This window comes from Novosphingobium olei (assembly GCF_037076535.1).
GTDB classification, from domain to species: domain Bacteria; phylum Pseudomonadota; class Alphaproteobacteria; order Sphingomonadales; family Sphingomonadaceae; genus Novosphingobium; species Novosphingobium olei.
This window is the reverse complement of record NZ_AP029021.1, coordinates 3,551,797-3,575,055: the sequence shown is the minus strand read 5'-3', so window position 1 is coordinate 3,575,055 and position 23,259 is coordinate 3,551,797. Positions and strand designations below refer to the sequence as shown.

The 23,259-nt window shown below is 66.2% G+C and carries 33 protein-coding genes, 1 tRNA gene and 1 pseudogene; 18 read left to right on the top strand and 17 right to left on the bottom strand.

The genetic code is table 11. The annotated features are described in order from the left end of the window. The first annotated feature begins 41 nt into the window (after positions 1 to 41). Entirely contained in the window at positions 42 to 1,940 is a 1,899-nt protein-coding gene (recQ, locus tag AACH40_RS16965; RefSeq protein ID WP_338643414.1) for a DNA helicase RecQ, read from the top strand. Here the strand turns inward: recQ and AACH40_RS16960 are convergent. Continuing rightward, positions 1,924 to 2,118: a YdcH family protein gene (locus tag AACH40_RS16960; protein ID WP_338643413.1), complete on the bottom strand. Its 195-nt coding sequence runs from the start codon at positions 2,116 to 2,118 to the stop codon at positions 1,924 to 1,926. The genes recQ and AACH40_RS16960 overlap by 17 nt on opposite strands. A 291-nt stretch (positions 2,119 to 2,409) precedes the next feature. On the opposite strand from AACH40_RS16960, the gene AACH40_RS16955 reads away from it, so the two are divergent. Together AACH40_RS16955 and AACH40_RS16950 are read left to right on the top strand one after the other, a co-directional pair. After that, the gene (locus AACH40_RS16955) at positions 2,410 to 3,321 is read left to right on the top strand and encodes an SPFH domain-containing protein (protein ID WP_169495272.1); all 912 of its coding nucleotides are present in this window, start codon (positions 2,410 to 2,412) and stop codon (positions 3,319 to 3,321) included. Between the two features lie 7 nt (positions 3,322 to 3,328). Next, complete coding sequence (locus AACH40_RS16950; RefSeq protein ID WP_338643412.1) at positions 3,329 to 3,511, top strand: toxin-antitoxin system HicB family antitoxin; 183 nt, start codon at positions 3,329 to 3,331, stop codon at positions 3,509 to 3,511. Between the two features lie 8 nt (positions 3,512 to 3,519). On the opposite strand, the gene AACH40_RS16945 is transcribed toward AACH40_RS16950, so the two are convergent. Together AACH40_RS16945 and AACH40_RS16940 are read right to left on the bottom strand one after the other, a co-directional pair. Next, positions 3,520 to 4,149 carry an LON peptidase substrate-binding domain-containing protein gene (locus AACH40_RS16945; RefSeq protein WP_206069759.1) on the bottom strand — a complete coding sequence of 210 codons (630 nt, stop codon included), beginning with the start codon at positions 4,147 to 4,149 and terminating at the stop codon, positions 3,520 to 3,522. A gap of 5 nt (positions 4,150 to 4,154) precedes the next feature. Then, entirely contained in the window at positions 4,155 to 5,063 is a 909-nt protein-coding gene (locus AACH40_RS16940) for a tetratricopeptide repeat protein (protein ID WP_338643411.1), read from the bottom strand. A 195-nt stretch (positions 5,064 to 5,258) separates the two neighbouring features. Here AACH40_RS16940 and AACH40_RS16935 point away from each other — a divergent pair. Then, a tRNA-Gly gene (locus AACH40_RS16935) sits at positions 5,259 to 5,333 on the top strand. Between the two features lie 575 nt (positions 5,334 to 5,908). On the opposite strand, the pseudogene AACH40_RS16930 reads toward AACH40_RS16935, so the two are convergent. From AACH40_RS16930 to AACH40_RS16875, 12 genes and pseudogenes are all read right to left on the bottom strand, one after another. Next, positions 5,909 to 6,943: pseudogene (locus AACH40_RS16930) on the bottom strand (recombinase family protein); the annotation flags it as partial. Positions 6,944 to 6,954: 11 nt separating this feature from the next. Continuing rightward, a complete protein-coding gene (locus AACH40_RS16925; protein ID WP_338643410.1) occupies positions 6,955 to 7,095 on the bottom strand; it encodes a hypothetical protein in 141 nt (46 codons plus the stop codon). Next, positions 7,095 to 7,376, bottom strand: coding sequence for a hypothetical protein (locus AACH40_RS16920; RefSeq protein ID WP_338643409.1), 282 nt, complete (start codon positions 7,374 to 7,376; stop codon positions 7,095 to 7,097). The genes AACH40_RS16925 and AACH40_RS16920 overlap by 1 nt, the downstream gene beginning before the upstream one ends. Next, positions 7,373 to 8,110 carry an MT-A70 family methyltransferase gene (locus tag AACH40_RS16915; RefSeq protein WP_338643408.1) on the bottom strand — a complete coding sequence of 246 codons (738 nt, stop codon included), beginning with the start codon at positions 8,108 to 8,110 and terminating at the stop codon, positions 7,373 to 7,375. The genes AACH40_RS16920 and AACH40_RS16915 overlap by 4 nt, the downstream gene beginning before the upstream one ends. 2 nt (positions 8,111 to 8,112) lie before the next feature. Beyond that, positions 8,113 to 8,556, bottom strand: a complete 444-nt coding sequence (locus tag AACH40_RS16910) for a hypothetical protein (RefSeq protein ID WP_338643407.1) — start codon at positions 8,554 to 8,556, stop codon at positions 8,113 to 8,115. 3 nt (positions 8,557 to 8,559) lie between these two features. Continuing rightward, the gene (locus tag AACH40_RS16905) at positions 8,560 to 9,960 is read right to left on the bottom strand and encodes a ParB/RepB/Spo0J family partition protein (RefSeq protein ID WP_338643406.1); all 1,401 of its coding nucleotides are present in this window, start codon (positions 9,958 to 9,960) and stop codon (positions 8,560 to 8,562) included. A gap of 38 nt (positions 9,961 to 9,998) precedes the next feature. Then, the gene (locus AACH40_RS16900) at positions 9,999 to 10,178 is read right to left on the bottom strand and encodes a hypothetical protein (protein WP_338643405.1); all 180 of its coding nucleotides are present in this window, start codon (positions 10,176 to 10,178) and stop codon (positions 9,999 to 10,001) included. 23 nt (positions 10,179 to 10,201) lie between these two features. After that, a complete protein-coding gene (locus AACH40_RS16895) occupies positions 10,202 to 11,314 on the bottom strand; it encodes a hypothetical protein (RefSeq protein WP_338643404.1) in 1,113 nt (370 codons plus the stop codon). Next, positions 11,311 to 11,463 carry a hypothetical protein gene (locus AACH40_RS16890; RefSeq protein ID WP_338643403.1) on the bottom strand — a complete coding sequence of 51 codons (153 nt, stop codon included), beginning with the start codon at positions 11,461 to 11,463 and terminating at the stop codon, positions 11,311 to 11,313. The genes AACH40_RS16895 and AACH40_RS16890 overlap by 4 nt, the downstream gene beginning before the upstream one ends. 96 nt (positions 11,464 to 11,559) lie before the next feature. Next, on the bottom strand, positions 11,560 to 11,691 hold the full coding sequence (locus AACH40_RS16885) for a hypothetical protein (protein ID WP_338643402.1): 132 nt from the start codon (positions 11,689 to 11,691) through the stop codon (positions 11,560 to 11,562). Then, positions 11,688 to 12,164 (bottom strand): hypothetical protein, encoded by a 477-nt coding sequence (locus tag AACH40_RS16880; RefSeq protein ID WP_338643401.1) that lies wholly within the window; start codon positions 12,162 to 12,164, stop codon positions 11,688 to 11,690. The genes AACH40_RS16885 and AACH40_RS16880 overlap by 4 nt, the downstream gene beginning before the upstream one ends. Position 12,165: 1 nt before the next feature. Next, positions 12,166 to 12,414 (bottom strand): hypothetical protein, encoded by a 249-nt coding sequence (locus AACH40_RS16875; protein WP_338643400.1) that lies wholly within the window; start codon positions 12,412 to 12,414, stop codon positions 12,166 to 12,168. A 210-nt stretch (positions 12,415 to 12,624) separates the two neighbouring features. On the opposite strand from AACH40_RS16875, the gene AACH40_RS16870 reads away from it, so the two are divergent. After that, a complete protein-coding gene (locus tag AACH40_RS16870) occupies positions 12,625 to 13,386 on the top strand; it encodes a hypothetical protein (protein ID WP_338643399.1) in 762 nt (253 codons plus the stop codon). Here the strand turns inward: AACH40_RS16870 and AACH40_RS16865 are convergent, their stop codons facing one another. Beyond that, positions 13,387 to 13,728 carry a helix-turn-helix transcriptional regulator gene (locus AACH40_RS16865; RefSeq protein ID WP_338643398.1) on the bottom strand — a complete coding sequence of 114 codons (342 nt, stop codon included), beginning with the start codon at positions 13,726 to 13,728 and terminating at the stop codon, positions 13,387 to 13,389. Positions 13,729 to 13,822: 94 nt separating this feature from the next. On the opposite strand from AACH40_RS16865, the gene AACH40_RS16860 reads away from it, so the two are divergent. Further along, positions 13,823 to 14,164: a helix-turn-helix transcriptional regulator gene (locus AACH40_RS16860; RefSeq protein ID WP_338643397.1), complete on the top strand. Its 342-nt coding sequence runs from the start codon at positions 13,823 to 13,825 to the stop codon at positions 14,162 to 14,164. A 35-nt stretch (positions 14,165 to 14,199) separates the two neighbouring features. Here the strand turns inward: AACH40_RS16860 and AACH40_RS16855 are convergent, their stop codons facing one another. Then, a complete protein-coding gene (locus tag AACH40_RS16855) occupies positions 14,200 to 14,403 on the bottom strand; it encodes a hypothetical protein (protein WP_338643396.1) in 204 nt (67 codons plus the stop codon). Positions 14,404 to 14,447: 44 nt separating this feature from the next. On the opposite strand from AACH40_RS16855, the gene AACH40_RS16850 reads away from it, so the two are divergent. The 12 genes from AACH40_RS16850 to AACH40_RS16795 all read left to right on the top strand — a co-directional run bounded on the left by AACH40_RS16850 (position 14,448) and on the right by AACH40_RS16795 (position 23,250). Continuing rightward, a complete protein-coding gene (locus tag AACH40_RS16850; protein ID WP_338643395.1) occupies positions 14,448 to 14,918 on the top strand; it encodes a phage regulatory CII family protein in 471 nt (156 codons plus the stop codon). Next, positions 14,915 to 15,187, top strand: a complete 273-nt coding sequence (locus AACH40_RS16845) for a hypothetical protein (protein ID WP_338643394.1) — start codon at positions 14,915 to 14,917, stop codon at positions 15,185 to 15,187. The genes AACH40_RS16850 and AACH40_RS16845 overlap by 4 nt, the downstream gene beginning before the upstream one ends. Continuing rightward, positions 15,187 to 15,717 (top strand): hypothetical protein, encoded by a 531-nt coding sequence (locus AACH40_RS16840; protein WP_338643393.1) that lies wholly within the window; start codon positions 15,187 to 15,189, stop codon positions 15,715 to 15,717. Before AACH40_RS16845 ends, AACH40_RS16840 begins: the two co-directional genes overlap by 1 nt. Then, positions 15,714 to 16,079 (top strand): hypothetical protein, encoded by a 366-nt coding sequence (locus tag AACH40_RS16835; RefSeq protein WP_338643392.1) that lies wholly within the window; start codon positions 15,714 to 15,716, stop codon positions 16,077 to 16,079. Before AACH40_RS16840 ends, AACH40_RS16835 begins: the two co-directional genes overlap by 4 nt. After that, on the top strand, positions 16,069 to 16,608 hold the full coding sequence (locus AACH40_RS16830; protein ID WP_338643391.1) for a hypothetical protein: 540 nt from the start codon (positions 16,069 to 16,071) through the stop codon (positions 16,606 to 16,608). Before AACH40_RS16835 ends, AACH40_RS16830 begins: the two co-directional genes overlap by 11 nt. Beyond that, positions 16,608 to 17,834, top strand: a complete 1,227-nt coding sequence (gene dnaN / locus AACH40_RS16825) for a DNA polymerase III subunit beta (protein WP_338643390.1) — start codon at positions 16,608 to 16,610, stop codon at positions 17,832 to 17,834. The genes AACH40_RS16830 and dnaN overlap by 1 nt, the downstream gene beginning before the upstream one ends. 29 nt (positions 17,835 to 17,863) lie before the next feature. Beyond that, the gene (locus AACH40_RS16820) at positions 17,864 to 18,055 is read left to right on the top strand and encodes a hypothetical protein (protein WP_338643389.1); all 192 of its coding nucleotides are present in this window, start codon (positions 17,864 to 17,866) and stop codon (positions 18,053 to 18,055) included. Between the two features lie 2 nt (positions 18,056 to 18,057). Beyond that, positions 18,058 to 19,776 carry a DNA primase gene (gene dnaG, locus AACH40_RS16815; RefSeq protein ID WP_338643388.1) on the top strand — a complete coding sequence of 573 codons (1,719 nt, stop codon included), beginning with the start codon at positions 18,058 to 18,060 and terminating at the stop codon, positions 19,774 to 19,776. Continuing rightward, positions 19,773 to 21,419 (top strand): phage/plasmid primase, P4 family, encoded by a 1,647-nt coding sequence (locus AACH40_RS16810; RefSeq protein ID WP_338643387.1) that lies wholly within the window; start codon positions 19,773 to 19,775, stop codon positions 21,417 to 21,419. Before dnaG ends, AACH40_RS16810 begins: the two co-directional genes overlap by 4 nt. Positions 21,420 to 21,711: 292 nt before the next feature. Continuing rightward, the gene (locus AACH40_RS16805) at positions 21,712 to 22,170 is read left to right on the top strand and encodes a hypothetical protein (RefSeq protein WP_338643386.1); all 459 of its coding nucleotides are present in this window, start codon (positions 21,712 to 21,714) and stop codon (positions 22,168 to 22,170) included. Positions 22,171 to 22,386: 216 nt separating this feature from the next. Beyond that, a complete protein-coding gene (locus AACH40_RS16800) occupies positions 22,387 to 22,695 on the top strand; it encodes an HNH endonuclease signature motif containing protein (protein WP_338643385.1) in 309 nt (102 codons plus the stop codon). 78 nt (positions 22,696 to 22,773) lie between these two features. Next, the gene (locus tag AACH40_RS16795; RefSeq protein WP_338643384.1) at positions 22,774 to 23,250 is read left to right on the top strand and encodes a hypothetical protein; all 477 of its coding nucleotides are present in this window, start codon (positions 22,774 to 22,776) and stop codon (positions 23,248 to 23,250) included. The last annotated feature ends 9 nt before the right edge of the window (positions 23,251 to 23,259 follow it).

Sequence of the window (23,259 nt, the reverse complement as noted above, 5' to 3'; positions counted from 1 at the left end):
GTTTTGATCGGGCGGGCGCTTCTGCCATAGGCCGCAGGGCAATGGCGCAAGACTGGCCCGAGGAACCCGATTACCCCTTCGAGGACGACTTCGCCGGCTATGAGCCGGTGGGGCCCGAGGACCTGTACCCGGCCGATGCCCTCGCATTCGAACCGCGCCCGGACGTGCCCGCCGATCCGGTCGAGGCGCTGCATGCGGTGTTCGGCTTCAACGCCTTTCGCGGCGTGCAGGACCAGGTCGTGGCGCGGGTACTCGATCGGCGTTCTACACTGGCAGTGATGCCGACCGGGGCGGGCAAGTCGCTTACCTACCAGCTGCCCGCAGTGATGCTCGAAGGCACGTGCGTCGTCGTGTCGCCGCTGATCGCGCTGATGCACGACCAGTTGCGCTCGGCGAGGGCCAACGGCATTCGCGCCGCGACGCTGACCAGCGTCGACACCGACCGCGAGGCGACGCTGGCAAAGTTCCGCGCCGGCGCGCTCGACCTGCTCTACGTCGCGCCCGAACGTGCCAGCCAGCCACATTTCCGCGAACTGCTGAGCCGCGCGCGCATCTCGCTCTTCGCCATCGACGAGGCGCACTGCGTTTCGGAATGGGGCCATGACTTCCGCCCCGACTATCGCCTGCTGCGCCCGCTGATGGACGCCTTTCCCGAGGTGCCGCGTCTGGCGCTGACGGCGACGGCCGACCGGCACACTCGCGCCGACATCCTCGAACAGCTGGGCATTCCGGCCGACGGGCTGATCGTTGCCGGGTTCGACCGGCCCAACATCCGCTATGCGATCACCCCGCGCGACAACCCGCTGCGCCAGCTGAAGCAGATCATGGCGGAAAACCCGGGGCCGGGCATCGTCTACGCCCCGACCCGCGCGCAAGTCGAGCGGCTGGCCGAGCAACTGGGCGCGCAGGGGCGGCGTGTGCTGCCCTATCACGCGGGTCTGGCGGCAGATGTCCGCGCCGCCAACCAGGCGGCTTTCGTGGCGAGCGAAGACATGGTGATGGTCGCGACTGTGGCCTTCGGTATGGGCATCGACAAGCCCGACGTGCGCTTCGTCGCCCACGCCGCGCTGCCCAAGTCGATCGAAGGCTATTACCAGGAAACGGGCCGCGCCGGCCGCGATGGCGATCCGTCGGTGGCGGTGCTGCTGTGGGGGGCGGACGATTTCGTGCGGGCGCGGCAGCGGCTGGGCGAGCTGGACGAAAGCCGCATCGTGGGCGAGCGGGCGCGGCTCGATGCGCTCGCCGGACTGGTCGAAACCGCCGGTTGCCGCCGCGCGGTGCTGCTGCGGCACTTCGGCGAAGACCCGCCGGCATCGTGCGGCAATTGCGACAACTGCCTGTCCCCGCCTTCATCGACTGATGCGACCGAGCTTGCGCGCAAGCTGCTCTCTGCCGTCTATCGCACCGGGCAGAGCTATGGCTTCGGCCATCTCGAGAAAGTGCTGACCGGCGTTGCCGACGAGCGCGTGCTGCAGCGCGGGCACGATCAGCTATCGGTGTTCGGGATCGTCACGGCCGAGGACGCGCCGCTGCTGCGCGCGCTGTCGCGTGCCTTGCAGGCGCGTGGCAGCCTGATCGCCAACGAGCATGGCGGGCTGGCGCTCGGCGGCGATGCGCGCGCCATCCTGAAGGGTGAGGCCAGCGTCGACGTGATCCTGCCGCCCAAGGTGGAGCGTGGACGCGGCCGACGGGGGCGGAGCGATGGCGCCGCGCTCAATCCGGTCGGCGATCCGCTGTTCGATGCGCTGCGCGCGCTGCGGCGCGATCTGGCGCAGGAGGCGGGCGTGCCGCCCTACGTCGTGTTCCACGACTCGGTCCTGCGCGAGATGGCTGCCATCCGCCCCGCCAGCCGGGCCGAGCTCGGCGCGATCGGCGGGGTCGGGCAGCGCAAGCTGGACGCCTATGGTGAGGCGTTCCTGAGCGTCATCCGCCAGTACTGAGGCTCGCCTTGGCGCGGGGACGCCGTGCCAGCCGTGACAGGCGGTCCTTCACCATCAGCTTCAGCTTCTTGAGCCGCGCGATCTCGAACGGATCGACCCAGCGGCGCGTCTGCGCAAGGCGCAGCGCGGCATCGAGCTTCTGGTGGCGTTCGAGCAGGCGGAAGGTGAGATTGGACATTAGCATTGCTCCTCGATCAGAACGGTTGCGTTCGATCGGGTCTGCCGAGCCTTGGGCCGGGAAGCGGGGGCAAGGCTCCGGACCTTCGGCATCGGCATGACCCGATGCGGTCCGACATCACGTGGCGACAAGTCCGGGCCGGGGGCTGGGGGGCTCGTTGGACTTGTGCGCCGCGCCAGAGGGGCCCGGTACCGCAAGACCCAAGGTAGGCCACGCGGCCGGGCAATCAAGTTATGTTGTGTTGCTGGCATGATGTGATATCGAAGTGATATCACTTTAAGGGGAAGTGCGATGTCCGAATCGCCTGTTGCCATGTCCACCACCCGCGAACGCCCCGCCTGGAGCACGAGCGGCTATCTCATGCTGGTCCTGTTCCTGATTCTTGCGGCGCTGTTCCTGTGGCGCCTGACCAGCTTCGCCGGGGGAGAACCGACCGACAGCGAGGTGGCGACGTTCCTCGGCTCGATCTTCCTGCTGCCGATCTCGCTCGTGGTGATTGCCAAGGGCTTCTACATGATCCAGCCGAATCAGGCGGCGGCGATCACCCTGTTTGCTTCGTATCGCGGCACCGATCGCAATGCGGGGCTGCGCTGGGTCTGGCCGTGGATGGGCAAGACACGCATTTCGGTGCGCGCCAACAACGTCGTTTCCGAGAAGCTCAAGGTCAACGATCTGCGCGGCAACCCGATCGAGATCGCGACCAACGTGGTCTGGCGCGTGGCCGACACCGCGCAGGCGCTGTTCGATGTCGACGACTACAAGGCCTTCGTTCTCGTCCAGATCGAATCGGCGGTGCGCTCGATCGGCTCACGCTACCCCTACGACGATATCGAGCACCACGAAGTGACCCTGCGCGGCCATCACGAGGTGATCAATGCCGAACTGCGCGACGAACTCAACGCCCGGCTTTCGCTGGCGGGAATCACCGTCGACGAATGCGGCCTGACGCACCTTGCCTATGCGCCCGAGATCGCCGGGGCGATGCTTCGCCGCCAGCAGGCCGAAGCGGTGATCGCCGCGCGCAAAAAGCTGGTCGAAGGCGCCGTAACCATGGTCGAGATGGCGCTGCAGCAACTGTCGGAAAAGAACGTGGTGCATCTCGACGACGAACGCCGCGCGGCGATGGTTTCCAACCTGATGGTCGTGCTTTGTGGCGAACGGGAAACGCAGCCGATCGTCAACACCGGCACGCTTTACCAGTAAGCCTGCAATGGCTTCGCCCGGCAAGAAGGCCTTCGCGCTGCGGCTCGACCCTGCGTTGCACGCAGCGGTCGAGCGCGCGGCGGCCCGGGATTTGCGTTCGGTCAATGCCGAGATCGAATGCCTGCTGCGCGAGGCGCTGGCGCGGCGCGGTGTCCGTGTCGGAGCGGACGAGGACGAGGACGGGCGTTAGCCTGCGCCCTACTGCAGGGTGACCTGGCCGTCGTCGTCGCCTTCGCGGCGGCCGAAGAACTGCATCAGCTGGACGAGGAGTTCGCAGCGCGTGGCAAGGTCGGGTGCTTCGAGCAGCGCCTGCTTCGCTGCCGCGTCGAACGGGGCGATCTGGGACACGCCGTTGATCAGCGATTCGTCATCGAGCCGGCCGACCGAGTCCCAATCGACGGCATAGCCCTGCGCATTGGCAAAGCTGCGCGCCTCGCGCTCGAATCCCGCGCGCTCGACCGCGCTCAGCACCTGATTCTCGGGATCGTCGATCAGAGTCGCTTCGACCTGCCGGAACGGGGTCGTGACGTCGAGCTCGCGCACCAGGCGGAAACGCGACTGCCCTTCGAGGACGAGATTGAAGCGTCCGTCCTCCATGGCCTCCACGTCGACGATCTTGCCCACGCAGCCGACCTGAAACAGCGGCGCGCCCTCGATCGAGGTCTGCGGCTGGATCATCGCGATCTTGCGGTCGCGGGCCAGCGCATCTCCCACCATCGCGCGGTAGCGTGGCTCGAAAATGTGCAGCGGCAGTTGCAGGCCGGGGAACAGGATCACCCCGCCGAGCGGAAAGATCGACAGCCGCACCGAATCCTGCGTGATGCCCATCTGCGTCAGCCGAACAGGATGGTGGAAAGCTTGCGCCGCGTCGCCGCGACCCACGGATCCTCCAGCCCGATCGCCTCGAAGATCTGCAGCAGGCGCGCCCGCGCGGCGCCGTCGTTCCAGGCGCGGTCGGCAGCGACCATCGCCAGCAGCTTTTCGGCTGCGCCATCGCGATCGCCACTGGCATAGAGCGCGTTGGCGAAGGCAAGCTGCGCCTCCATGTCCGCCGGACGCTCCGCCGCTGCGGCGCGCAGCGCGGCGAGCTCGGTCGCCTCCGGGGCGTCCTCGGCCAGCGCCAGCGCGGATTTCGCCTGCGCGAGCGCCGGGTCATCGGCCAGCTTGGGATCGAGCGCGGCTAGGATCTCTGCCGCCTCTTCGCGATGCCCGGCAAGGAGCAGGGCGCGGATCAGGCCCGATTGGGCAGCCGCGCTATCGGGCGCGATCTCGACGATCTGCGAGAAGATACCGGCGGCGCGTTCCCCGTCGCCTTCGGCCAGCACATCCTCGCCCATTGCCAGCAACGGCGTGATATCCTGAGCCGGCTCGTCTCCAGCCTGAACCGGGATCTGCGAAAGAATCTGGTCGAGGTACTGCTTGAGCTGCGATTCGCTGCGCGCGTTGGTCAGGTCGGCAACCGGCTGGCCTTGGAACAGCGCATAGACGGTCGGGATCGAGCGTACCTGGAACTGCGCGGCGATGAATTGCTCCTCATCGACGTTGACCTTGGCGAGTATCACGCCCTTGTCGGCATATTCGGCCGCGACCTTTTCGAGCACGGGCGTCAACGCCTTGCAGGGCCCGCACCATTCCGCCCAGAAATCGAGGATCACCAGCTTGGTCATCGACGGTTCGACGACGGTCTTGCGGAAGCGGTCTACCGCCTTCTGTTCGTCGAGACTGAGGCCGAGGCTTGCCAATGAACTTCTCCGGATGGGTGCGAGGTCGTATCGCCTTCATGTGGGATGGCACGGCCGTTCGGCAAGGGCCATGCGCAGGGCAGCGACCATTCGGCGCGAAAGTGCATTTGGGGGGTTGCGCCGCGTTCGAGTCACCGTTAGAGGCCCCCACACCCCAGCCGGACGGGGCATTACCGACCGGCCAGAAACGCACGAGCGGGCGTAGCTCAGGGGTAGAGCACAACCTTGCCAAGGTTGGGGTCGAGGGTTCGAATCCCTTCGCCCGCTCCAGCGTTACCATACAACTCCGACATCGGTTGACCGGCGGCTAGTGCCAGCATGGCATTCAGACGGCCGGTGACGGCTATCGTGACGCCGCGGTCGGGCTCGGCTGCGGGCGAGATCACGATGCTTTCGACCAGTGCGCGGATGCGAGGGAAGACTTCGGCCCTGGCGGCCGGGTTCGCGGCCAGCGTTTCGTTCAGACGCATGACTTCCTGGCGATAGTCGCGGGCAATCGTCGGATGCAGAGCGATCACTGGTAGCTGCTCGAGTTGATCGATCTGGTCGGCCAGCTGGTCTCGCTCGGTCTTTGCCTTGGCCATTGCCTCGCGGATCTCGACGAAGTCGGCCCCACCATCGGCGATCGCGGCGACCAGGCGCTCTACCTTCGTCGCCAGCTCGCGATGACGCTTGCGCAGCTTTTCGCCCTCCCGACCGAGATCGCCGGCGCGACGGGCGTGCTCGCGGTGATATTCACGCACGTAGATCTCGACCGCTTCGGGATCGAGCATCTGTTCGGTCAGGCCGTTCAGGACGCGCGCTTCCATTTTCTTCGTCGAAATGGTGCGGCCGTTGGCGCACGCCGCCGCGCCGCCTTCCTTGTTGCGCGAGCAACCCCAGCGATCGGGCCCGCGAATCGTCCAGGCGCCGCCACAGGTGCCACAGCAGGCAATCCCGGAGAGCATGTGCTTGGGCCGGCGCGACAGCTCCGGTCGCTTCGCCTGCCCGCTTTCGAGCATGGCCTGCGCCGCCGCCCAGGTTGCTTCATCGACGATGCGCAGCTGGGGGGCGGGCTCGACAATCCATTCCGATTCCGGCTGCGCGACGATCACCGGCTTGCGGGTGCGCGGATCCACCACCTTACGCGTGCGGTTGAACACCAGCTCGCCGATGTAGAGGCGGTTCTGCAGGATGCCGTTGCGGCGCTTTCGATCGCCATAAATCGTCGAGGCGCGCCAGAACGACGGGCCGGCAAGGCGTCCACCGGGGCTCGGCATGCCATCATTGTTCAGGCCTTCGGCAATCGCACGCGGCGATGCGCCGGCGATGTATTCGGCGAAGATCCTGCGCACAACATCGGCCTGATCCTCGTCGATCACGCGCAGTCCGCGCACCAGCTTGCCGCGATCGTCGATCCGGTTGGCGGTGCGATAGCCATAGGCAATGCCGGCGGCACTGCGCCCCGAGGCGATGGTGCCGCGCTGGCCGCGCTTGACCTTTGCGCCGAGATCCTTGCGGAACTGCGCATCCATCAGTCCGCGGAAGGTGGCGGTGATCTCGGTCACTTCGCCATCGGACAGGGTGAATATCCGCGCGCCGGCGAACAGCACGCGTTCGCGGATAGCGAAGGCGTCGCCCTGGTGGCGCGCGATCCGGTCGGTGGCCTCGGCGAGGATCTGATCGACGCCGCCCGATTCGACACGCGCGAGCATCGCGTTCAGCCCGGGGCGCGCGCTTTCATCGATGCCGGCGGCGCCGCTGATCGCATAGTCGGTGAAGACGCCGACTTCCTCCCAGCCTTCGCGGGCGATGCGTTCGCGGCACAGGGCGACCTGATCCTCGATCGAGCGGGCGTTCTGCAGGGCGCTGGAAAAGCGGGCGTAGATTACGGTGCGCATTGGTCCTGCTGTCAGCTTCGGGCGCGAATCGAGCCCGGGGCCTGACTGTTGGCCTGCTGCCGCGCCAATTCAATATCGCGCGCGACGTTGGCGCGGGCGAGCGCCTTGATCAGCTCGACGATATCGGGATCGAGAGACGCGCGGGTAGCCATCAGTCGGCCAGCAGTTTCCGCACGGCGCAGGCGAGGTTGGTCAGCTGGCGACCGTTCGACGAGCTGGTCGGGAAGTCGCACAGCCCCCAGTAGCGCAGCAGGCGCACGTCTTCGGCCATGGCGGTCCAGCCCTGACGGCCGAGCACGGCGCGGTGCAGCGCCTCGACCACGGGCAGGGGCAGTTCGCGCAGGTATTCGGCCGGCTCGGGCAGATCGGCGAGGTATTGCGCGATCGCGCGGCGTTCGGCCGTGAAAAGGTATTGCTGGTCGAGCACGGTCATGACGCCACCGTGTCCCTGGGCGCCGGGGCGAACTTGCCGACCTGGTTGCCCCAGCTGGCCCAGCCTTCGCGCGTGGTGCGGGTGAACAGTTCGACGCGGGGAAAGAAGCCGAACAGCGCTTCCAGATCGCCATAGACGCGATCGGGCTTGCGGCTGTGTTCGCGTTTGGGTTCGACGATCAGCTGGGCGATGCCGTGGTCGAGAACGCGCAGGCCCTTGCCGCGCTTGAACAGCAGGCAGGGTTCAACCTGCTTGCGCGTGTACTTGCCCATGCCGATCGGGCAGGGTTCGACATCGTCGGTGAAGAGATCGACCTGGTTGGGGCGCAGCTGGCGCTGCTTGGCCCAGTAAAACAGGTCGGTGACATACTCGAAGCCCCAAGCGCGGCCGAGCTCGATCGCCTGATCGAGATGGCTGCCAATCGCCCACATGGCGAGCACGGCGTGCCTGTGCGTGATATCGGCCACGGGCAACGCTTTCAGGTCTTCGAGCGCCATCGTGTCATAGTGATCCTCGCCGGCCTTCTGCGAGGGTGTGCGCTGCGCACCCGACCACAGCACGGTGCGCCATGGCGGATCGGCGTAGAGCAGCTGGAAACGCTGGCCGGCGAGCGAAGCAAAGGGGCTGGTCACTTGCGGCTCGGCAATGGAACCGCCGCGACACTCGCATGGGTCCATCGCAAAGCCGGCATGGTCCTTGTAGCCGGTGCCATCGCACATGGAGCAGGCGGGCATGATCAGCCCTCGATCCGGTCGAGGCGTTGGACTTCAGCGATGATCAGGGCGGCGGCCTTGACCAGGTCGCGCCGCCGATCGGCAAGCTTGAATGCCGTGTAGGCCCACGGCCAAAGCAGCCGGCTGCCGTAGTGGTTCGGACCGTAGGTAGACGCGTGCGCTCGATCGAGATCAGGAAGCGCGGCATAGATGGCCAGCACGGCGGCATGGCGGGCGAGCTCGCCATGCACGTGGTTGTCGTCATGGGCAGGGTCGTAGCCTTCGGCTTCGATCTGGCGTTGCCGTTCGCAGGCGATATCGGTCAGAACCTTGCCGCCCAGCGCGATGATGGCTGCGGCCGCGATCGATCCGCTGGTGCCGTTGCAGTTTGCATAGCTTTGGCATGCCGCCTGAAAGCCACCGTCAAGCATGACGCGATCGCGAATGGTCTGGATGGAATCTGCCACCGATCAGCCCTCCGCTTCGTCGGTGACGAGCTCGTCGGTGCCGTCGTCGGCATCATCGCCGGCAGCAGCATCAAACTGACGTTCTGCATCAGCAACGTTGGCTGCGGCATCGGCGCGGGCGATACGGATTTGCACTGCCACGAAGGCGTGATCTTCGCTTTGGTCATCAGCGCAGACAAGGTCGATCCAACTGTCGTCAGCATCCGGGAAATGCAGGGCAGCGACGTCATGGCTATCGATCGCTTGCGCAAGGACGGCGCGCGCGGCGCTCTGGGCAGCGATCGTCTGAATAGATCTGATGCGTGCAGCTTCCTTGCGTTCGGCTTCCCAGTCGCGCTGCGGCGCCTGTTCCCGGGCCTCGACCGGCTTGAAACGGCCCACACGCATCAGGCCGGTGCCATCAGGGTTGATGGCGTAGATGCCGATCGATTTCTTGAGCTTGGCCTTGCTGGGTGCTTCGCCATAGTCCCAGGCCCGTTCGAAGCCGGCGGGGGCCTTCGGCCAACTCGCGCCGTGGCCGACACCCTTGGCGAGCAGGCCGCTTTTAAGGCCTTCCACCTTGACCAGTGGCGGGATGGCTTCGTCGGCGATCTTGGCGGCAAGCTTTTCCAGCAGGGGGACGTCGACGACGCGCTGCTGCTCTTGCGCGCCCATGAACATTTCGGCTTCGATGCGGCCGCCTTCGGCCTGGTACGTCACCAGCCCGACGAACTGCACCAGCGGCGCATCGAGCGGGAGCGTCTTGCCGCGGATCTCGCTGCGGATCGCCTTGGGATCATGGCTGCGCCAGCTGTCCTTTTCGACCTGGGCGAAGACCTTGCGCTGCAGATCGTGGTCGGCGGTGGTGGCGTAGGCCTTTGCCGCATCGATGCCGATCACGTTGGCGCGCAGCGCGTCGAGCACTTCTGGGCACAGGCTGGCGAGGCGCATGCGCCCTTCGACATGCTTCACGGTGGCGCCAAAGCGCTTGGCGGTCCACGCGATCGCCTCGTCGCGCGATTCACCGCGCTGCAGGCAGTTGTCGACGATCTTGGCAAAGGCGGCGAATTCGTCGGCCGGGTTCATCGCCACCTTGTGCAGGTTTTCCGACAGCGAGGTTTCGCTGGCTTCGGTGCGATCCTCGAGCAGGCAGGCGACTGGGTGATCGGCGGGTAGACGGCCATCGGCTACCAGCAGCTGCATCGCCTGGAAGCGGCGGCCGCCGGCGATCACTTCCCACTTGTCCTGCCAGCCTTCCTTAGCCTCGCCGGTGGTGAAGTGTGCTGGGATAACGACGAGGTTCTGCTTCAGGCCCCGCGCGGCGATGTCATCGGCCAGGGCGGCGATATCTGCATCGCGTTCGGTATGGCGGACGTTGAGCTTGGACAGGATCAGGGAGTCGAGCGGAAGGGTAGTCAGCGACATTGGCGCTTCCTTTCGGGTGGTGGAGCTGGGGGCGGCCTTCAGGCCTTCAGGGTGATCTCGGCCTCGGGCCCGATGGCGAGCAGGCGGCCTTCGCGCGGTTCAATCAGCTTGATGCCGGTGATGGTGCGGATGCGGCCCGAGCGAGTGTCTGTGCCGGTGACCGAAAGGCCGTTGCCGGAGCGGAAGGCACGCCAGCGGGCAAGCTTGGTGATGAGCATCAGGGTACTCCTTTGGCAGTGCTTCAGGTGAAAGGGCGCAGCTTGCAGAAGCGACTGGCGCACGCGGCCGCCGCCGCCTTGCTGCGCAGCTGATCGCACTGTTCGCACCAGCCCTTGTCTGCGGTGCCGAACGGGCTCTTGGCCTTTGCGGGCACGGACACACGCACCGGCAGAGGCCGTACGGCGTTGGTGGACGTGGTGACGGCCGGCGCCGGGGATTTCTTTGCATTTTCCGCAAATTGCTCGGGCTGGTTCACCGCCCGCGTCGTCACCGGCGACTCGGTCGGCACGTCCTTGCCCTGGGCCGCAGCGATCATCGTCGCGGCGATCGCGTTGATGTGCGACAGGGCGGGATAGCGGTTGCGATGCAGGATCCCGCGGCTCAACCAGTTGTCGGACGGAACTGCGCCGATGGCCGTGATCAGGTCCGCCGTGGCGACGCCGGCTTCCGCCATGGCATCGAACACTTCGAACAGCGCCTTCAGCAGCGTGGCGGCGTGGCGCACCGGTGCATCGGGATAAGCGGCGCGAAGGGCCGTCAGCGCGAAGCGGACCGCGTTTTCGCCAATCGCCTTGTTGGCAAGGGCGCGCACCAGCATCGGCGCGCATTCCAGATCGCCCGGCTTGTAATTGGCGGTGTTGCTGGTGCGGCGAACGTTCCAGCCCGTTGCCGCGATCATGTCGGCGATGGTCTTGGCCTGTTCGTCGCCAGCGGCCAGCATGCCGTTGAAGATTTCGGCCTGGGTCAACCGCTGGCGCTTGGTGTTGAGCTCGACGAAGACGCGTGCCTCGCCCGCAACATCGAGCGACGACTGGATCACGCAGGGCAGGTAAGGAATGTCGCCGCGTTCGACCGCGCCGGCGTGGCGGTGCTGACCATCAAGGATCAGCAGACTGCCATCGGGGCGGCGCGAGACGACGAGCGGCAGGCAGAGCGACCAGTCCCACTGCCTGACCATGCCGACGATGATCCGCCGCGATGCTGCGCCGTCGATTGCGCGCTGATAGGCCGGATCGACCGTAAGCCGATCGACAGGTACCTGTTCGACGCTGGGCGGAACGCCGACCATGGGCCCGGGCGTGACGCGGGTGAAGTGTCCGGCGCTGGCCGGCGCAATGGCGGCGGGCGCGTTCATGGCCGATCGCCTTCAGCCATGGCAGCGGCTTCCGCTTCGCGGCGGGTCACCATGGCAAAGTGCGCGTGCCAGGTGCAACCGAACAGGAAGCCAAGGCAAAAGCCGAAAATCAGCGCGGCGAGCATGCCGCCAAGGTCCATCGAAACCATCGGGTCAAACTCCGATCAGAGCGAGAAATCGGCCGACCAGCGCGCCCATGATGATCAGGGTGCAGACTGCGAGGTCGGGATAGGCGCGCAAACGGTTCATCGCGTGGCAGCCTCGACCAGCACGAGCCCGAGGTAGGCGAGCGGGAAGCCGATGACGCAGCCGTAGGCGATCGACGGCCAGTCGATCGGCGTGGCGCGGATGCGACGCCCGGGCAGGCGCGCGATCACGCGGCCACCTGCTGCGCTGCGGTGCCATCGCCCGGCTGGGGCGCGCGATAGTGGGGAATGTGGCAACCGTTCACATCGTGCTGCAGGGCGATGCAGATCCGCTGGATTGCAACGGCGGCAGCGGTGTTCGTGTCGCTGGGATCGGCAGCGAAGCGGGCCAGCGCAGCGTCGCGCGCGGCGGCGATCACCGGCACCCATACCGGGCGCGGGCAGATATCGTCGGCCGCAAGCCAGCGCGCTTCGCCAAGGCTGATGCGAGGACCTTCGCCCACGCGGCGGGCTTCCACCGCCTGCATCAGTTCGGTGACTTCGGCGCCGCACAGGATGGCGACGGCCGCCCAGGGCGCCAGCAGCTGTTCCGCAGCGCCGCGCATCATTCCGCCGTTGCGGACGACCTCGATGGCGCGCACCTGCCGCCGCCGGAATTCGGCGGCGGCAAGGTGGCCCAGGGGCAGCTGCTGGACGGGGGGCATTTCAGCGGCTGCCCTGACGGCGTGCGCGAGCGCGCCGGCGACCAGCCTTGGGCTTGATGCCGATCGCGCCCGCTTCGTCCCCATGGAGCGACCCGAAGGGAACGGACGTGTTGCCGCTGGCGCCGGGGCGCTTGCGGGAGATTAGGGTGGTGCCGTCATCGTTGTGACGGACGATCCGCACTTGTTCGGCATGCGGCGCGAGAAACGCGATCGAGCCGGCGGCGGGGAATTCGATGGGAATTGCGAGCATGGATGCCTCCCGTGGTTACGGTCGGCATAGTTCGGATCATCCGAACAAAATGTCAAATACAAAAGTTCGGACTATCCGAACACCAGCGTCTTCCAAGTTCGAATCGCGTTGATTCGGACCTTCGCGGCCCGACCTTCCCAAGCGAAATCCAACATTGCAAGTGGCCGTACTGCGCGGCACCAATCGCTGCGGACAAGCGATGGGGACATCATGTTGAGCGGTAAATGGCGAGAACTCATCGGGCGTTTCGGTCGCAACGGCGTGGTTCCTCCCGTGCCCGACGGTTTGATCGTCATTATCGACAAGGCTGATGCGGAAACCGAAGAGATCGCAGAGGCGCCGCCGATAAACGAGTTCGCCGGCGCGCCTCTCGGCCTGTTTATCGTGTACCGAGATTCGAGCGGCAAGGTCAGCCAGCGCCGGATCACCTGCAAGCGGTTCGAACCGGAGCGGGGCAATCTGCACGCCGTATGTCACGAGCGTAAGGCGCTTCGGTGCTTCAAGCTGTCCAGGATCGAAGAGTGCGTGATCGCCTCGACGGGGGAAGTTGTCGAAGCGGCGTCGATCATCAGCTACCTTCCGGAGGGCGGTCCGATTCGCGATCGACGTCTTGCGCAGATCCTGACGCTGCTGGTGTTCATCATGAAGTGTGACGGTCGCGCCCATCCCAGCGAAAGAGACGAGATCGAGAGTGCAGCTGGCAGCTATGCGCTGCGGTTCGATCGCGACGAGGCAATCGTGGCGCAGGCCGTGCGGACAGCAGCCATGCTCGCGCCTGATTTCGAAGATGCGGTTGCTGCGCTGCGCTTCATGGAACAGGACGAGGCGGGTGCACGTCTGGCGCGCCTGGTCAGGCCCTTCGTGGATCGGGTTATTGCGGCCGATGGCGTAGTGGCATCGCAGGAAGCTTATTTTGGCGGGGTGATCGGCGATGCCCTGGCCGAGATCGCAGAAGGTCGGCCAGCGTTCTAGCTATCCGGTACCGGTCTTACGTTCATCTTCGAGGGAGGCTGGCGTCCAGGCCGTCACCGTTCCGCCGGCGATTCGAATCGCATCCTCGCGCATGCCGCGCAAGGCGTTGGCGTCAGCTGGCGACATAAGAAGTTCCCAGGGCTGGACGTGTAAAGCCGCGGCCGCTTCATTCAGAATCTGGCGGTAATAGCTGGTGCGTCCATTGACGATGTCGTTCGTGGTGGCCTTGGACCATCCGGTTCTTCGCGCCAGTTCAGCCTGCTTCATGTTCTTCGACTGCATCCATTCGACCAGAAACCAGTCTGGGCCGACGGACGTAGTGGGCAGGCGCTTTCTGACCATGTCCGGATGATACGAACTTCGACGGTGCGCGTCGTTCCTATGCATCCGAACTTTTGGGTTTGACAAAACGTTCGGATCATCCGAACAGAACGCCATGAGCACCACGCCATCGACTGCGCCGCCTGAGGCAGTCCCGACGACACGCGCGACAATTTCGGTGGCCGATCTGCGCACCGAACTAGGCCTGACGCTTGCCGAAATGGGCGAGCGCGTCGGGCTCTCGAAGAGCCAGATGCACGATGTCGAGCGGCGAAACTCTGCCACGGTGCGGGTCTCGCTGATGCTCGAGTCGATGTCCGACGGGCGGCTCGATGCCGGCGTGCTGTGTGAGGAGGTCTGGCTGTCGCGTCATGGGCTGCCTGATACCGACAAAGCGGAAGCTACGCCGACCGGACAATGCGGGCCGTTGTCCGGTGAAACGGGAGCGGTGGCGTGATGCCTGAACGTGACATCAAGTTCGCGCCACGATGGTCAATTCGGTTCCTGCCATTCTTCTTCGTCGACCATGGATCGCACGAGCTGCACAAGCTGCTCGGCCGCGTCAGAACTGAAAATGACGTTGATGACGTTACCGTCGAAGTCGGTGAAACGAAGCCCGGGACAAATCCCGCCCTCGCCAAGGTCGTAATCCCCACCTTCGACAGAGTGCGGGAACATGGTGGTTTCATCGGCCATTGGCGGTTTTCCTTGAGCGTCAGCGAACGAGGCGAGTTGGCACCATGACGCTGGCGCTGGGAAGGATCAAGCGCGGGGTGCGCGCGGCTATCGCACTGTGCGGCGGCATCGATGGCGCGGCGGCGACGGCCGACCGCAGCAGGTCGGTTGCCGGGGACTGGAACGCGCTGAACCATCGGGCGCTCCCGTCGCTCGATTGCGCGTTTGCGCTGGACGAAATTGCGGTGGCCGAAGGAAAGGTGCCGCCGATCGCCGCCGCGTATTGCCGCGAGCTGGGCGGATTGTTCGTGCCGAACATCGATCCGCTGGCCGACGACGACACGCTGCCGGGCATGGTGATGCAGCTAATGCGCGAGCTGGGCGACGTGTCGGGCGAGCTGCAGCGCGGCCTTTCCGACGACAACGATGTGGATGCCGCTGAAGCCGACAGGATCCTGCAGCGGCTGGATGATCACGATCGCGCCAGCGCGAAGCTGCGCCGCGCGCTTCGGCAAATCGTGGAGGGGGGCAAGTGAGCGAAGACGAAGTCGCCGAGACGATGCGAAACACGCTGCGTGCCGCCATGGCGGACGCGGTGGCGGATGCAGGGCGTTACGCGCAGGCCAAAGGCCTTTCGATCGCCCGTGGCAGTGCGATAATGATCGCCACGCTGAACGATCTGACGTCCTGCGTCATCAGCAGCTTGCCCACGTGCGCGCACGAATCCCTGCTGGTGGAGTGCGATGCTTCGCTTCGGCGCATCGTTTCAGCGCAGTCAGCCGCCGGATCGGCAGTGGTGCACTGATGGCACCGCAGCAAACCGCCCTTTACGCGCCCAAGGCGCAGATCGAGGAATGGTTCGCGCGGGCCAAGGCCGGGGACCAGATGATTTATGCGCGCGGGCCGATGCTGGATCCGCGCCACGAAGTGCCGCGCCTGGTGCGGGACTGGATCGCGACCGGCGAGGTCAACCCCAAGCAGCGCCGCGACGATGGCGGGGCGGGATCGATCTACTGGGTCGAGCGGTGCCGGCCCGACGTGCGCAGCGATGGGGTGAAGCGCATCGCCGTCGACGACGATTATCGCGAGACGGCAGACGGCAAGATCTTCCTGACGCTGGTACGAGCGGCGAACCTTGGGATGCCGTGCCCGAGCAATGCCGCCCTGGCCGAGATCGCCGGGCTGCGGGATGCCGATGCGGCGCGGTACCGGCTGCGGCTGCTGGCCGAACAGGGGCGGATCGAAATCAAGTTGAGCGGCCCGGGCCGCAGCTTCCGCCGGGTGCGGATCGTGGAAACCGGCCGGTGGACGGCCGACGAGGGGGTAGGCGCATGAGCGCACTGGAAAGGGCCCACAACGCAGCGACTTCGCTGGTGGGCGACGTGCTGGCGCGCGATCCGCTGGGGGTAGACAAGCTGGCGCGGGTGACCACGACCGACCTGGTCAACCTTGTGGCGCTGGGCCAGCTTTCGCCGATCGATGCGGCGCAGCGCGGCAAGGCGCTGGAGCGGGCCGACCTGATCGCCTTCCTTCGCAAGCGCCAGCAGGCCGCGCAGACGGTAGCGGCGCGCAGTCCGGCCGATGCTGACTATGCCAGCGCGCTGGCCAGCCAGATCGCGGTTGAAATCGATATGATCGCGCAGGGCCTGCACGAGGGCGAGGCGACGATGGCCTTGGAGAACACCCATGTCGAGTGATGTGACCGTGACGCAGCATCACTGCAACGCTGCTGCCGATCTAATCGAAGCCTACTGGCCGAACGATTGTGGCGAGCATGTCGGGATGCGCAAACTTGCTCAGAGTTACCGCGCGGGGCATGTGCAAGGCGTTTGGGCATACGCCTTCGCCCGCTTCGAACAAGAAGTTCTCGCCCGCCACCGCGCACCGGACGCCGAACCTGTGGCGGGATGGATTGTTGCGAATGGCGCTGGCGACCAGTGGCGGACTTGGGACCAGGTCGGCCCGCGTTGGACGAAAGAGCGCGATAAGGCCACGCGCTACGCCCGCAGGGAGGATGCCGAAGCCGTCCATGCCGAGGACGAAGATGCTTGGCTCGTACAACCCTACACCCACCCCGCCGAACCTGTGGCGCAGGCCGTGGAGGCACTTCGGCTAATTGAGCACAGCATCAAGCAGGCTCGCATCATCGGGAACGACTGGCGGCGCGAATTGGCCCTGATCGAAAACACCGTGTCCGCAGCCCTCGCAGCAATGGGAGAGCGGTGATGGCGAAGGACACGCGTGCACCGAAAACGCGGATTCGGGCGAAGACGCTGCTGGGCGCGGTGAAGGACGTGGCCGCGGCGGTGCAGGCGAAGACCACCATTCCGATCCTGTCCAACGTGCTGATCAGCGCGGGTGACGGGCTGCTGACGCTGACGGGCACGGACCTTGACGTCCAGGCGGTGCGCGAGTGCGCGACCGACGATCGTGACGGGCCCGGGTCAAAGGAATGGCTGGAAAGCATCCGGCCGTTCGCGGTGTGCCTGCCGGCCAAGGCATTGCTGGCGCTGCTGGGCGAGCTTGACGGCGACGCGATGGTGACGATCGCGGCCGAGGACGATGCCACGGCCAGCGCGCCGGGGCGGGTGACGATCAGCGCGGGCCGCGCGCGGTTCAGGCTGCATTCGGCGGCCACGGCGGATTTTCCGCGCTTGACCCCGAGCGACTGGGAGCATTCGTTCGAGATCAAGGCGAGCGTGCTGGCCGACGCCTTTGCCCGGGTGGGGCACGCGATCAGCACGGAAGAGACGCGCTATTACCTGAACGGGGTGTTCGTGCATCCAGTCGATTCCGACCTGCGGCTTGCCACGACGGACGGGAAGCGACTTGCGCGCCTGGCGCTCGATGCGCCGGTGGGGGCGGCCACCTGGCCCGCGATGATCGTCGGCCGGGTATCGGTCGGCGTGCTCGACAAGCTGCTGGGCGCGGCAGAGAAGGCCGACGAAGGCGCGATGGTCGAGATCGAGACAAATCCGACCGGTTCGATGCTGTCGCTGCGCATGCCGGCCGCCGATGGCGGATCGATCGAACTGACGGCCAAGGCGATCGACGGAACGTACCCCGATTATCAGCGGGTGATCCCGTCATCGAGCCCGCGCGAGCTGCGCGTCAATCGCCACACCCTGGCCGAAGTGGCCAAGCGGGTGGGCGCGCTGGCCGATGCGAAAAGCCGGGTGCTGAAATTCGAGATCGAGCCCGATCTGATCCGGGTGACCGCTTCGACGCTGGATATCGGCGAGGCGAGCGAGGAACTGCCCTGCAGCTATGACGGCGATGCGGTGACGCTGGGGCTCGACGGCAAGTATCTGCGCGAGGCGCTGGGCGCGATCGGCGCCGACGACGTGGTGATGCGCTTCGATGACGCTGCAGGGCCGGTGCGGCTCGAAGCATCGTCGAGCGCGCAAGACGCGCCGCGGCTGACGCAAGTGGTGATGCCGGTCCACGTCTGACCGGGCGGAGCCGAACGGGGGAACCTGAAATGGGTGTGCAATCGGAGATCGGCCCCACCGCCATGCCGCGGTGGCGGGTCTATGCCCAGGCGCGCGAAGTCGTGACACTGGCTGAACTGGCGCTCGAGCTTTCGGCCGAGGGCCCGGCTTGCAACATTCCCCGCGCGATGGCGCAGCTCGACCGGATCCGCGCGATCCTGGGCGTGCAACAGGCAGACTGACGATGGCGCTGCCGGCATCCTTCCTCGACGAGATCCGCGCTCGAACCCGGCTGTCGGCCCTGATCGGCCGATCGGTGAAAGTCACCAAGGCGGGGCGCGAGTTCAAGGCGTGCTGCCCGTTCCACCACGAGAAAACACCCAGCTTCACGATCAACGACGAAAAGGGATTCTACCACTGCTTCGGCTGCGGCGCGCACGGCGATGCAATGCGCTGGCTGACCGATCACGACGGGTTGCCGTTCGTGGAAGCGGTGAAGGAACTGGCCGCGCTGGCCGGCATGGAAGTGCCCGCACCTTCGGCACAGGCGCGCGAGCACGCCGAGCGGGTGGAGACGGTGCGCGGCGCGCTCGACGTGGCGCAAGCGATCTACGCGCGGCAGCTGATCGAGGCGGGCGCGGTGATGCAGTACCTGGCGCAGCGGTGCATCGGCCCGGCCGAGATCGAGGCATTCGGCCTGGGCTACGCGCGAGGGCAGGATGGTTCGCTGCGCGGTTCGGGCATCGGGGCGAAGCTGGGGCAGGCGGCAGGCTTGCTGACCACGCGCGACGACGGGACGATCCGCGAGCTGTTTCACGATCGCATCACCATCCCGATCCACGATGCGCGCGGGCGCATCATCGGTTTTGGCGCGCGGGTGTGGCCCGGCCGGCGCAGCGATACGCCCAAGTTCGTCAACAGTCCTGACGGGCCGCTGTTCGACAAGGGGCGCACGCTGTTCAACCTGCACCGCGCAGCAGCTGCAGCGCGGCCGCAGGCGGAAAACCGGCTGCTGGTAGTGGAAGGCTACTTCGACGTTGTTGCCCTGGCGCGCGCGGGATTCGCCGCCTGCGTGGCGCCGATGGGCACGGCGTTGACCGAAGCGCAGCTGGAGCGATGCTGGCGCCTGCACCATCGGCCGATCGTGCTGTTCGATGGCGACGATGCCGGCCGCAAGGCCGCGCTGCGCGCCTGCCGCACCGCGCTGCCGATGCTGGGCCCGGGGCAGGAGCTGGCGGTGGCACTGCTGCCCGAAGGCCGCGACCCCGATGATCTGCTGCGCATGGACGCCACGGGGATGGGCGCGAAGACAATCCAGGGGCGGATCGAGGAGGCGCGATCGGCGCAGGCCTTCCTGTTCGACAGCATCGCCGGCGCGATCGGGCCCGATGCCGAACCCGAGACGCGCGCCGGGGCGTGGGCCGAACTTGCCGCGCTGGCCGCCGAGATCGCCGATGGTGAAACCCGGGCGCAGTACCTGGGCGTATGGCGGGCGCGGTTCGAGCGCGAGATCTCGGCCGCGCCGCAGCTGCTCGAGGCCGAGCCCCTGCACGCGGTGACGATCGCCGATGACGGCGAGCACGTTTTCCCCGAAAGCGAGTCCGACAGCGCGGCGCGGCTTATCGCGCTGGTGCGGGCGGTGCTGCGCAAGCGCGAGGAACGGCGCGCGATCAACGAAGAAATCGCCGACATCCTGAAAATGGCCGAGCTGGCAGGATTCCAGAAAAAGGCGATCGGCGCCGCGGTGCGCGACATCGAGGAAGACCTGAAGCATGGCCCCGCCAAGCGCGAGGAAGACGAGATGCAGCGCGTGCTCTATCGCCGGGTGCTGGGCATCCGCGGTCCCATGACCGAGGCGATGCTGCCGCAGCTGATCGATGGATCCCCGCGCGGCGCAAGCCCGCAGGTGAAGCGCCGAGCGACGATGCACGCGCTGATCGATGCCGGGGCGGCGCGCGTATGAAGCGGCTGTCCACGCTTGAGCGGTCCAAGCTGCCGATGAACGACCTGGGCAATGCGCGGCGCGTGTTCGAGGCCGCCAACGGCCGTTTGCTGTGGCTGGCCGATGGCGCCGGCGGCAAGGGGTGCTGGATCGCGTTCGACGGCGTGCGCTGGTCGATCGACGAGGGTCCGTCGCGCGCGCTCGCCTATGCGCAGAAAGCGGCCATGGGCATCGCCGACGAGGTTGCCGAGTTGCGGGATTGCGAGGCGGATGAACTGTCTGGCGTGTACGGGCCGAAGTTCACCCGCGAGATGGCCGACGAGCGCTGCAAGCAGCTGTGGGCCTGGTCGATGAAATCGGGCGACAGTGCGAAGTGTAGCGGCATGCTGTCCCAGTTCAAAGGGCTGCGCGACAACGACACGCCGGTGGGCGGCGACTGGGACGACAATGCGCCGTTCGTGGCGCAGGCCTGGACCCGCGACTTCGATGCAGACCCGATGGCCTATCACTGTTCGAACGGGACGCTGCGCTTCGTCGAGACGGCGCCGGGCGCATGGGAGCATCGATTCGAGGCGGGGCACCGGCCCTCGGATCGGTTCATGCAGGTGGCCAACGTCGCCTATGACGCGAATGCCCAGGCCACGGCGTGGATCGAGCGCATGGCGGTGATGCACCACGATCCGGTGCAGCGCGAAGCGATCCAGCGCATCTATGGCATGACGCTGACCGCGCTGATCAGCGACCAGGCGTTCTACATCTTCCAGGGCAAGGGGCAGGACGGCAAGAGCCTGACCAATGACGTGATCTGCCACCTGCATGGGCCCTATGCCCGCAAGGCCGACCCGAAGACGTTCCTTGAAGGACCGGCGCAGGCGGGCAGCGCGCACCAGAGCGACGTCGTGCGGCTTGCCGGCGACATTCGCCTGGTGGTGGCCGACGAGCCCAAGAAGAACAGCACCTGGGACGGCCAGCGGATCAAACAGGCGACCGGCAGCGAGATGATCGCCCGCGGCGCGCATGCGACCACCGAATTGAGCTTCGTGCCGCACTGGCAGCTGATCTTCGAATGCAACGCGCTGCCCAAGCCGCCCAGCGACGATCGCGGCTTTCGCCGGCGCTTCAAGCTCTATCCGTGGGTGGTGCAGTTCGGCGTAACGCCGGGCGTGCCCGATGAACCTGGCGACGTGGTCAAGCGGCGCCTGCATGGCGAGGCTTCGGGCATCCTCAACTGGATGATCGCCGGCGCTCTCGCCTGGCTGGCCGAGCGCAAGGTTCCCGAGCCAGAGATGGCCAAGCGCGCCAACGCCAGCTTCTGGGCGACCAGTAGCGCGCTGGGCGAATGGATTGAAAGCTGCTGCGACCTGACCGATCCGGACGCGCGCGAGGAAGCCACGCCGCTCTACAACCACTTCCGACAGTTCTGCATCGATCGCGGTGACAAGGAAGAGCACATCATGAAGCAGACCACGTTCGGCCTGCGGCTGAACGATGCGCAGATCTACTCGGTCGCCAACCATGCCACGGGCAAGAAGGACCGCGTGGGCATCCGCCTGAAGCGCGGAGACGAGCTCGGCCGCACTGGCAGCCATGCCCGCGCTGACGCCGATGTCTGGGCGAACATGCCCGACCTTGGAGCCGACCCGTTCGGCGCGCCGGGCGACTGACCGCCGCATGCTGCACCTCTTTCAACTGTCTGGCCAACTGTCCGGTCAACTGTCGGGACGACTGTTCGGAACCCGATGCAGCCGGGGCAATGAAGCGAGGATCGCAGGGGCATTTGGGGCTGCGCGAACGGTTCGGCGAACAGTCGCCAGACAGTTGGGCTGACAGTCTGAATGCCTGATTTCCGGGGCGGGCCGACAGGTCAGACAGTTTGCGCCCTGATTTGCCCTGTGCCTGCGCGCTCACCCGCGCGGAAGAAATGAAATCTGTTCTGAACTGTAAGGGGATCAAAGGATGGCAAGACGAGACGCAGGCATAGAGGCGATGGAAGACACGCTGCTCGAGGCATGGGAGCTGCTGATGCGCAGCCCCGACCAGGAGCGGGGCTGGCTGGCCAGCGGGGCGCGATCGGCGTGGCCGGCGATCATCCGCGACAAGATCATGGACTATGCCGACGAAGAGGCGCGGCCGCGCCAGCAGCTCAACCGGCGCGAGGTTCGCCTGCGCGATCGCGTTTGGGTCGACGATGATTGCCTCTCGATGGAGATCGCACCGGACAACCGGCCACTGGTGGCGGTGGTGCTGGCGATGAAGGCGCGCCCTGGCGCAGGTGGCTTTCGCTGGGAGCGGGTGTGGGAAGTGCTGGGCGGGCGCGAATCGGGCCTGACCACGGACACCATTCGCATGCGGTACGAGCGCACGCTGCGGCGTCTGGCGGCAATCGAAGCGGAAAATTCCGGGGTCGAATTCTGATGCAATTTGGGTGGCGCGCGAAGCGGAATGGCGGATTTGATACCCCGGAACGTGTCAATACCATTCCGCTTTCCGGGGTAAAATTTAGGGTGTTCGTTTCCGGGGTCTTTGGGGCCTATTGATAGATACAGTCGGCGAGACGTTTGGCAGGGCTGTTATGGCCGCCACGCTGGGCACCAGCGTCTCGTCGATCCTCAATCATCGGGACATCGTCATGTGAAGCTGCCGAGCATGAAGCCCGGCCTGCCGACCATGGGCGCGGCGGTGCCGCTGCCGGTCAAGCGGGCCGACACGTTCTACCAGTCGAACGAATGGCGTAGGCTGGTCGTGAGACGTCGCCTCGATCGGGATTATCAGCAGGCTCGCGCTCGGGCCAAGCCAAACGAGCGGTTGATCCTCGACCATATCGTCGAGCGTAAGGATGGCGGCGCTGATCTCGATCCCAAGAACACGCAATGGCTGACGCACAGCGAGCACCAGGCGAAGACAGCGAGGTCGAAGCGCGCTCGGTCGGGGATCAGCTGAGGCCCCGGGGGGTGGGTGAAAGTCTGACGGCCTGAACCGGCTTCGACCACCGCCCCTCTCATTTGGAGATTTTTTTTCGTGGGTTCGGGAATTTCGGACGGCGATACGGACCTGTTCGGTCTGCCGCTGCTGGCGGAACGGGGGCGGGGCCGGCCCGCGCACGTCTGGACCACCGAAAACTCCAGCAAAGTCAGCCTGTTGTTTGCCGCCGGGTACAAGCCAATGGACGTCGCCAAGGTGCTCGGCATCACTAAACCCACGTTCTACAAGCATTATTTTAACGAGATCAGCCGCGCGGGCCTTGCGCCCCTGATGATGAAGGCGCGCCAGCTTGAGCGTCTGAACCGCGAAGCCGAGAAGGGTAACGTGGCAGCCGAGAAGGCGCTGGCGGCGATGCTTCATAACGAGCGAATCAACGCCCAGGCGCAGCAGATGGCGGCGACGCCCAAGCGAGAGGCGCGGCCGGCGAAGCTTGGGAAGAAGGAAGAGGCGAAGATCAACGCGCACGGCGTGGGCGGCATGTTCGCGCCACCGGCGCCCCCTTCGCTGCAGTAAGGCACGCGG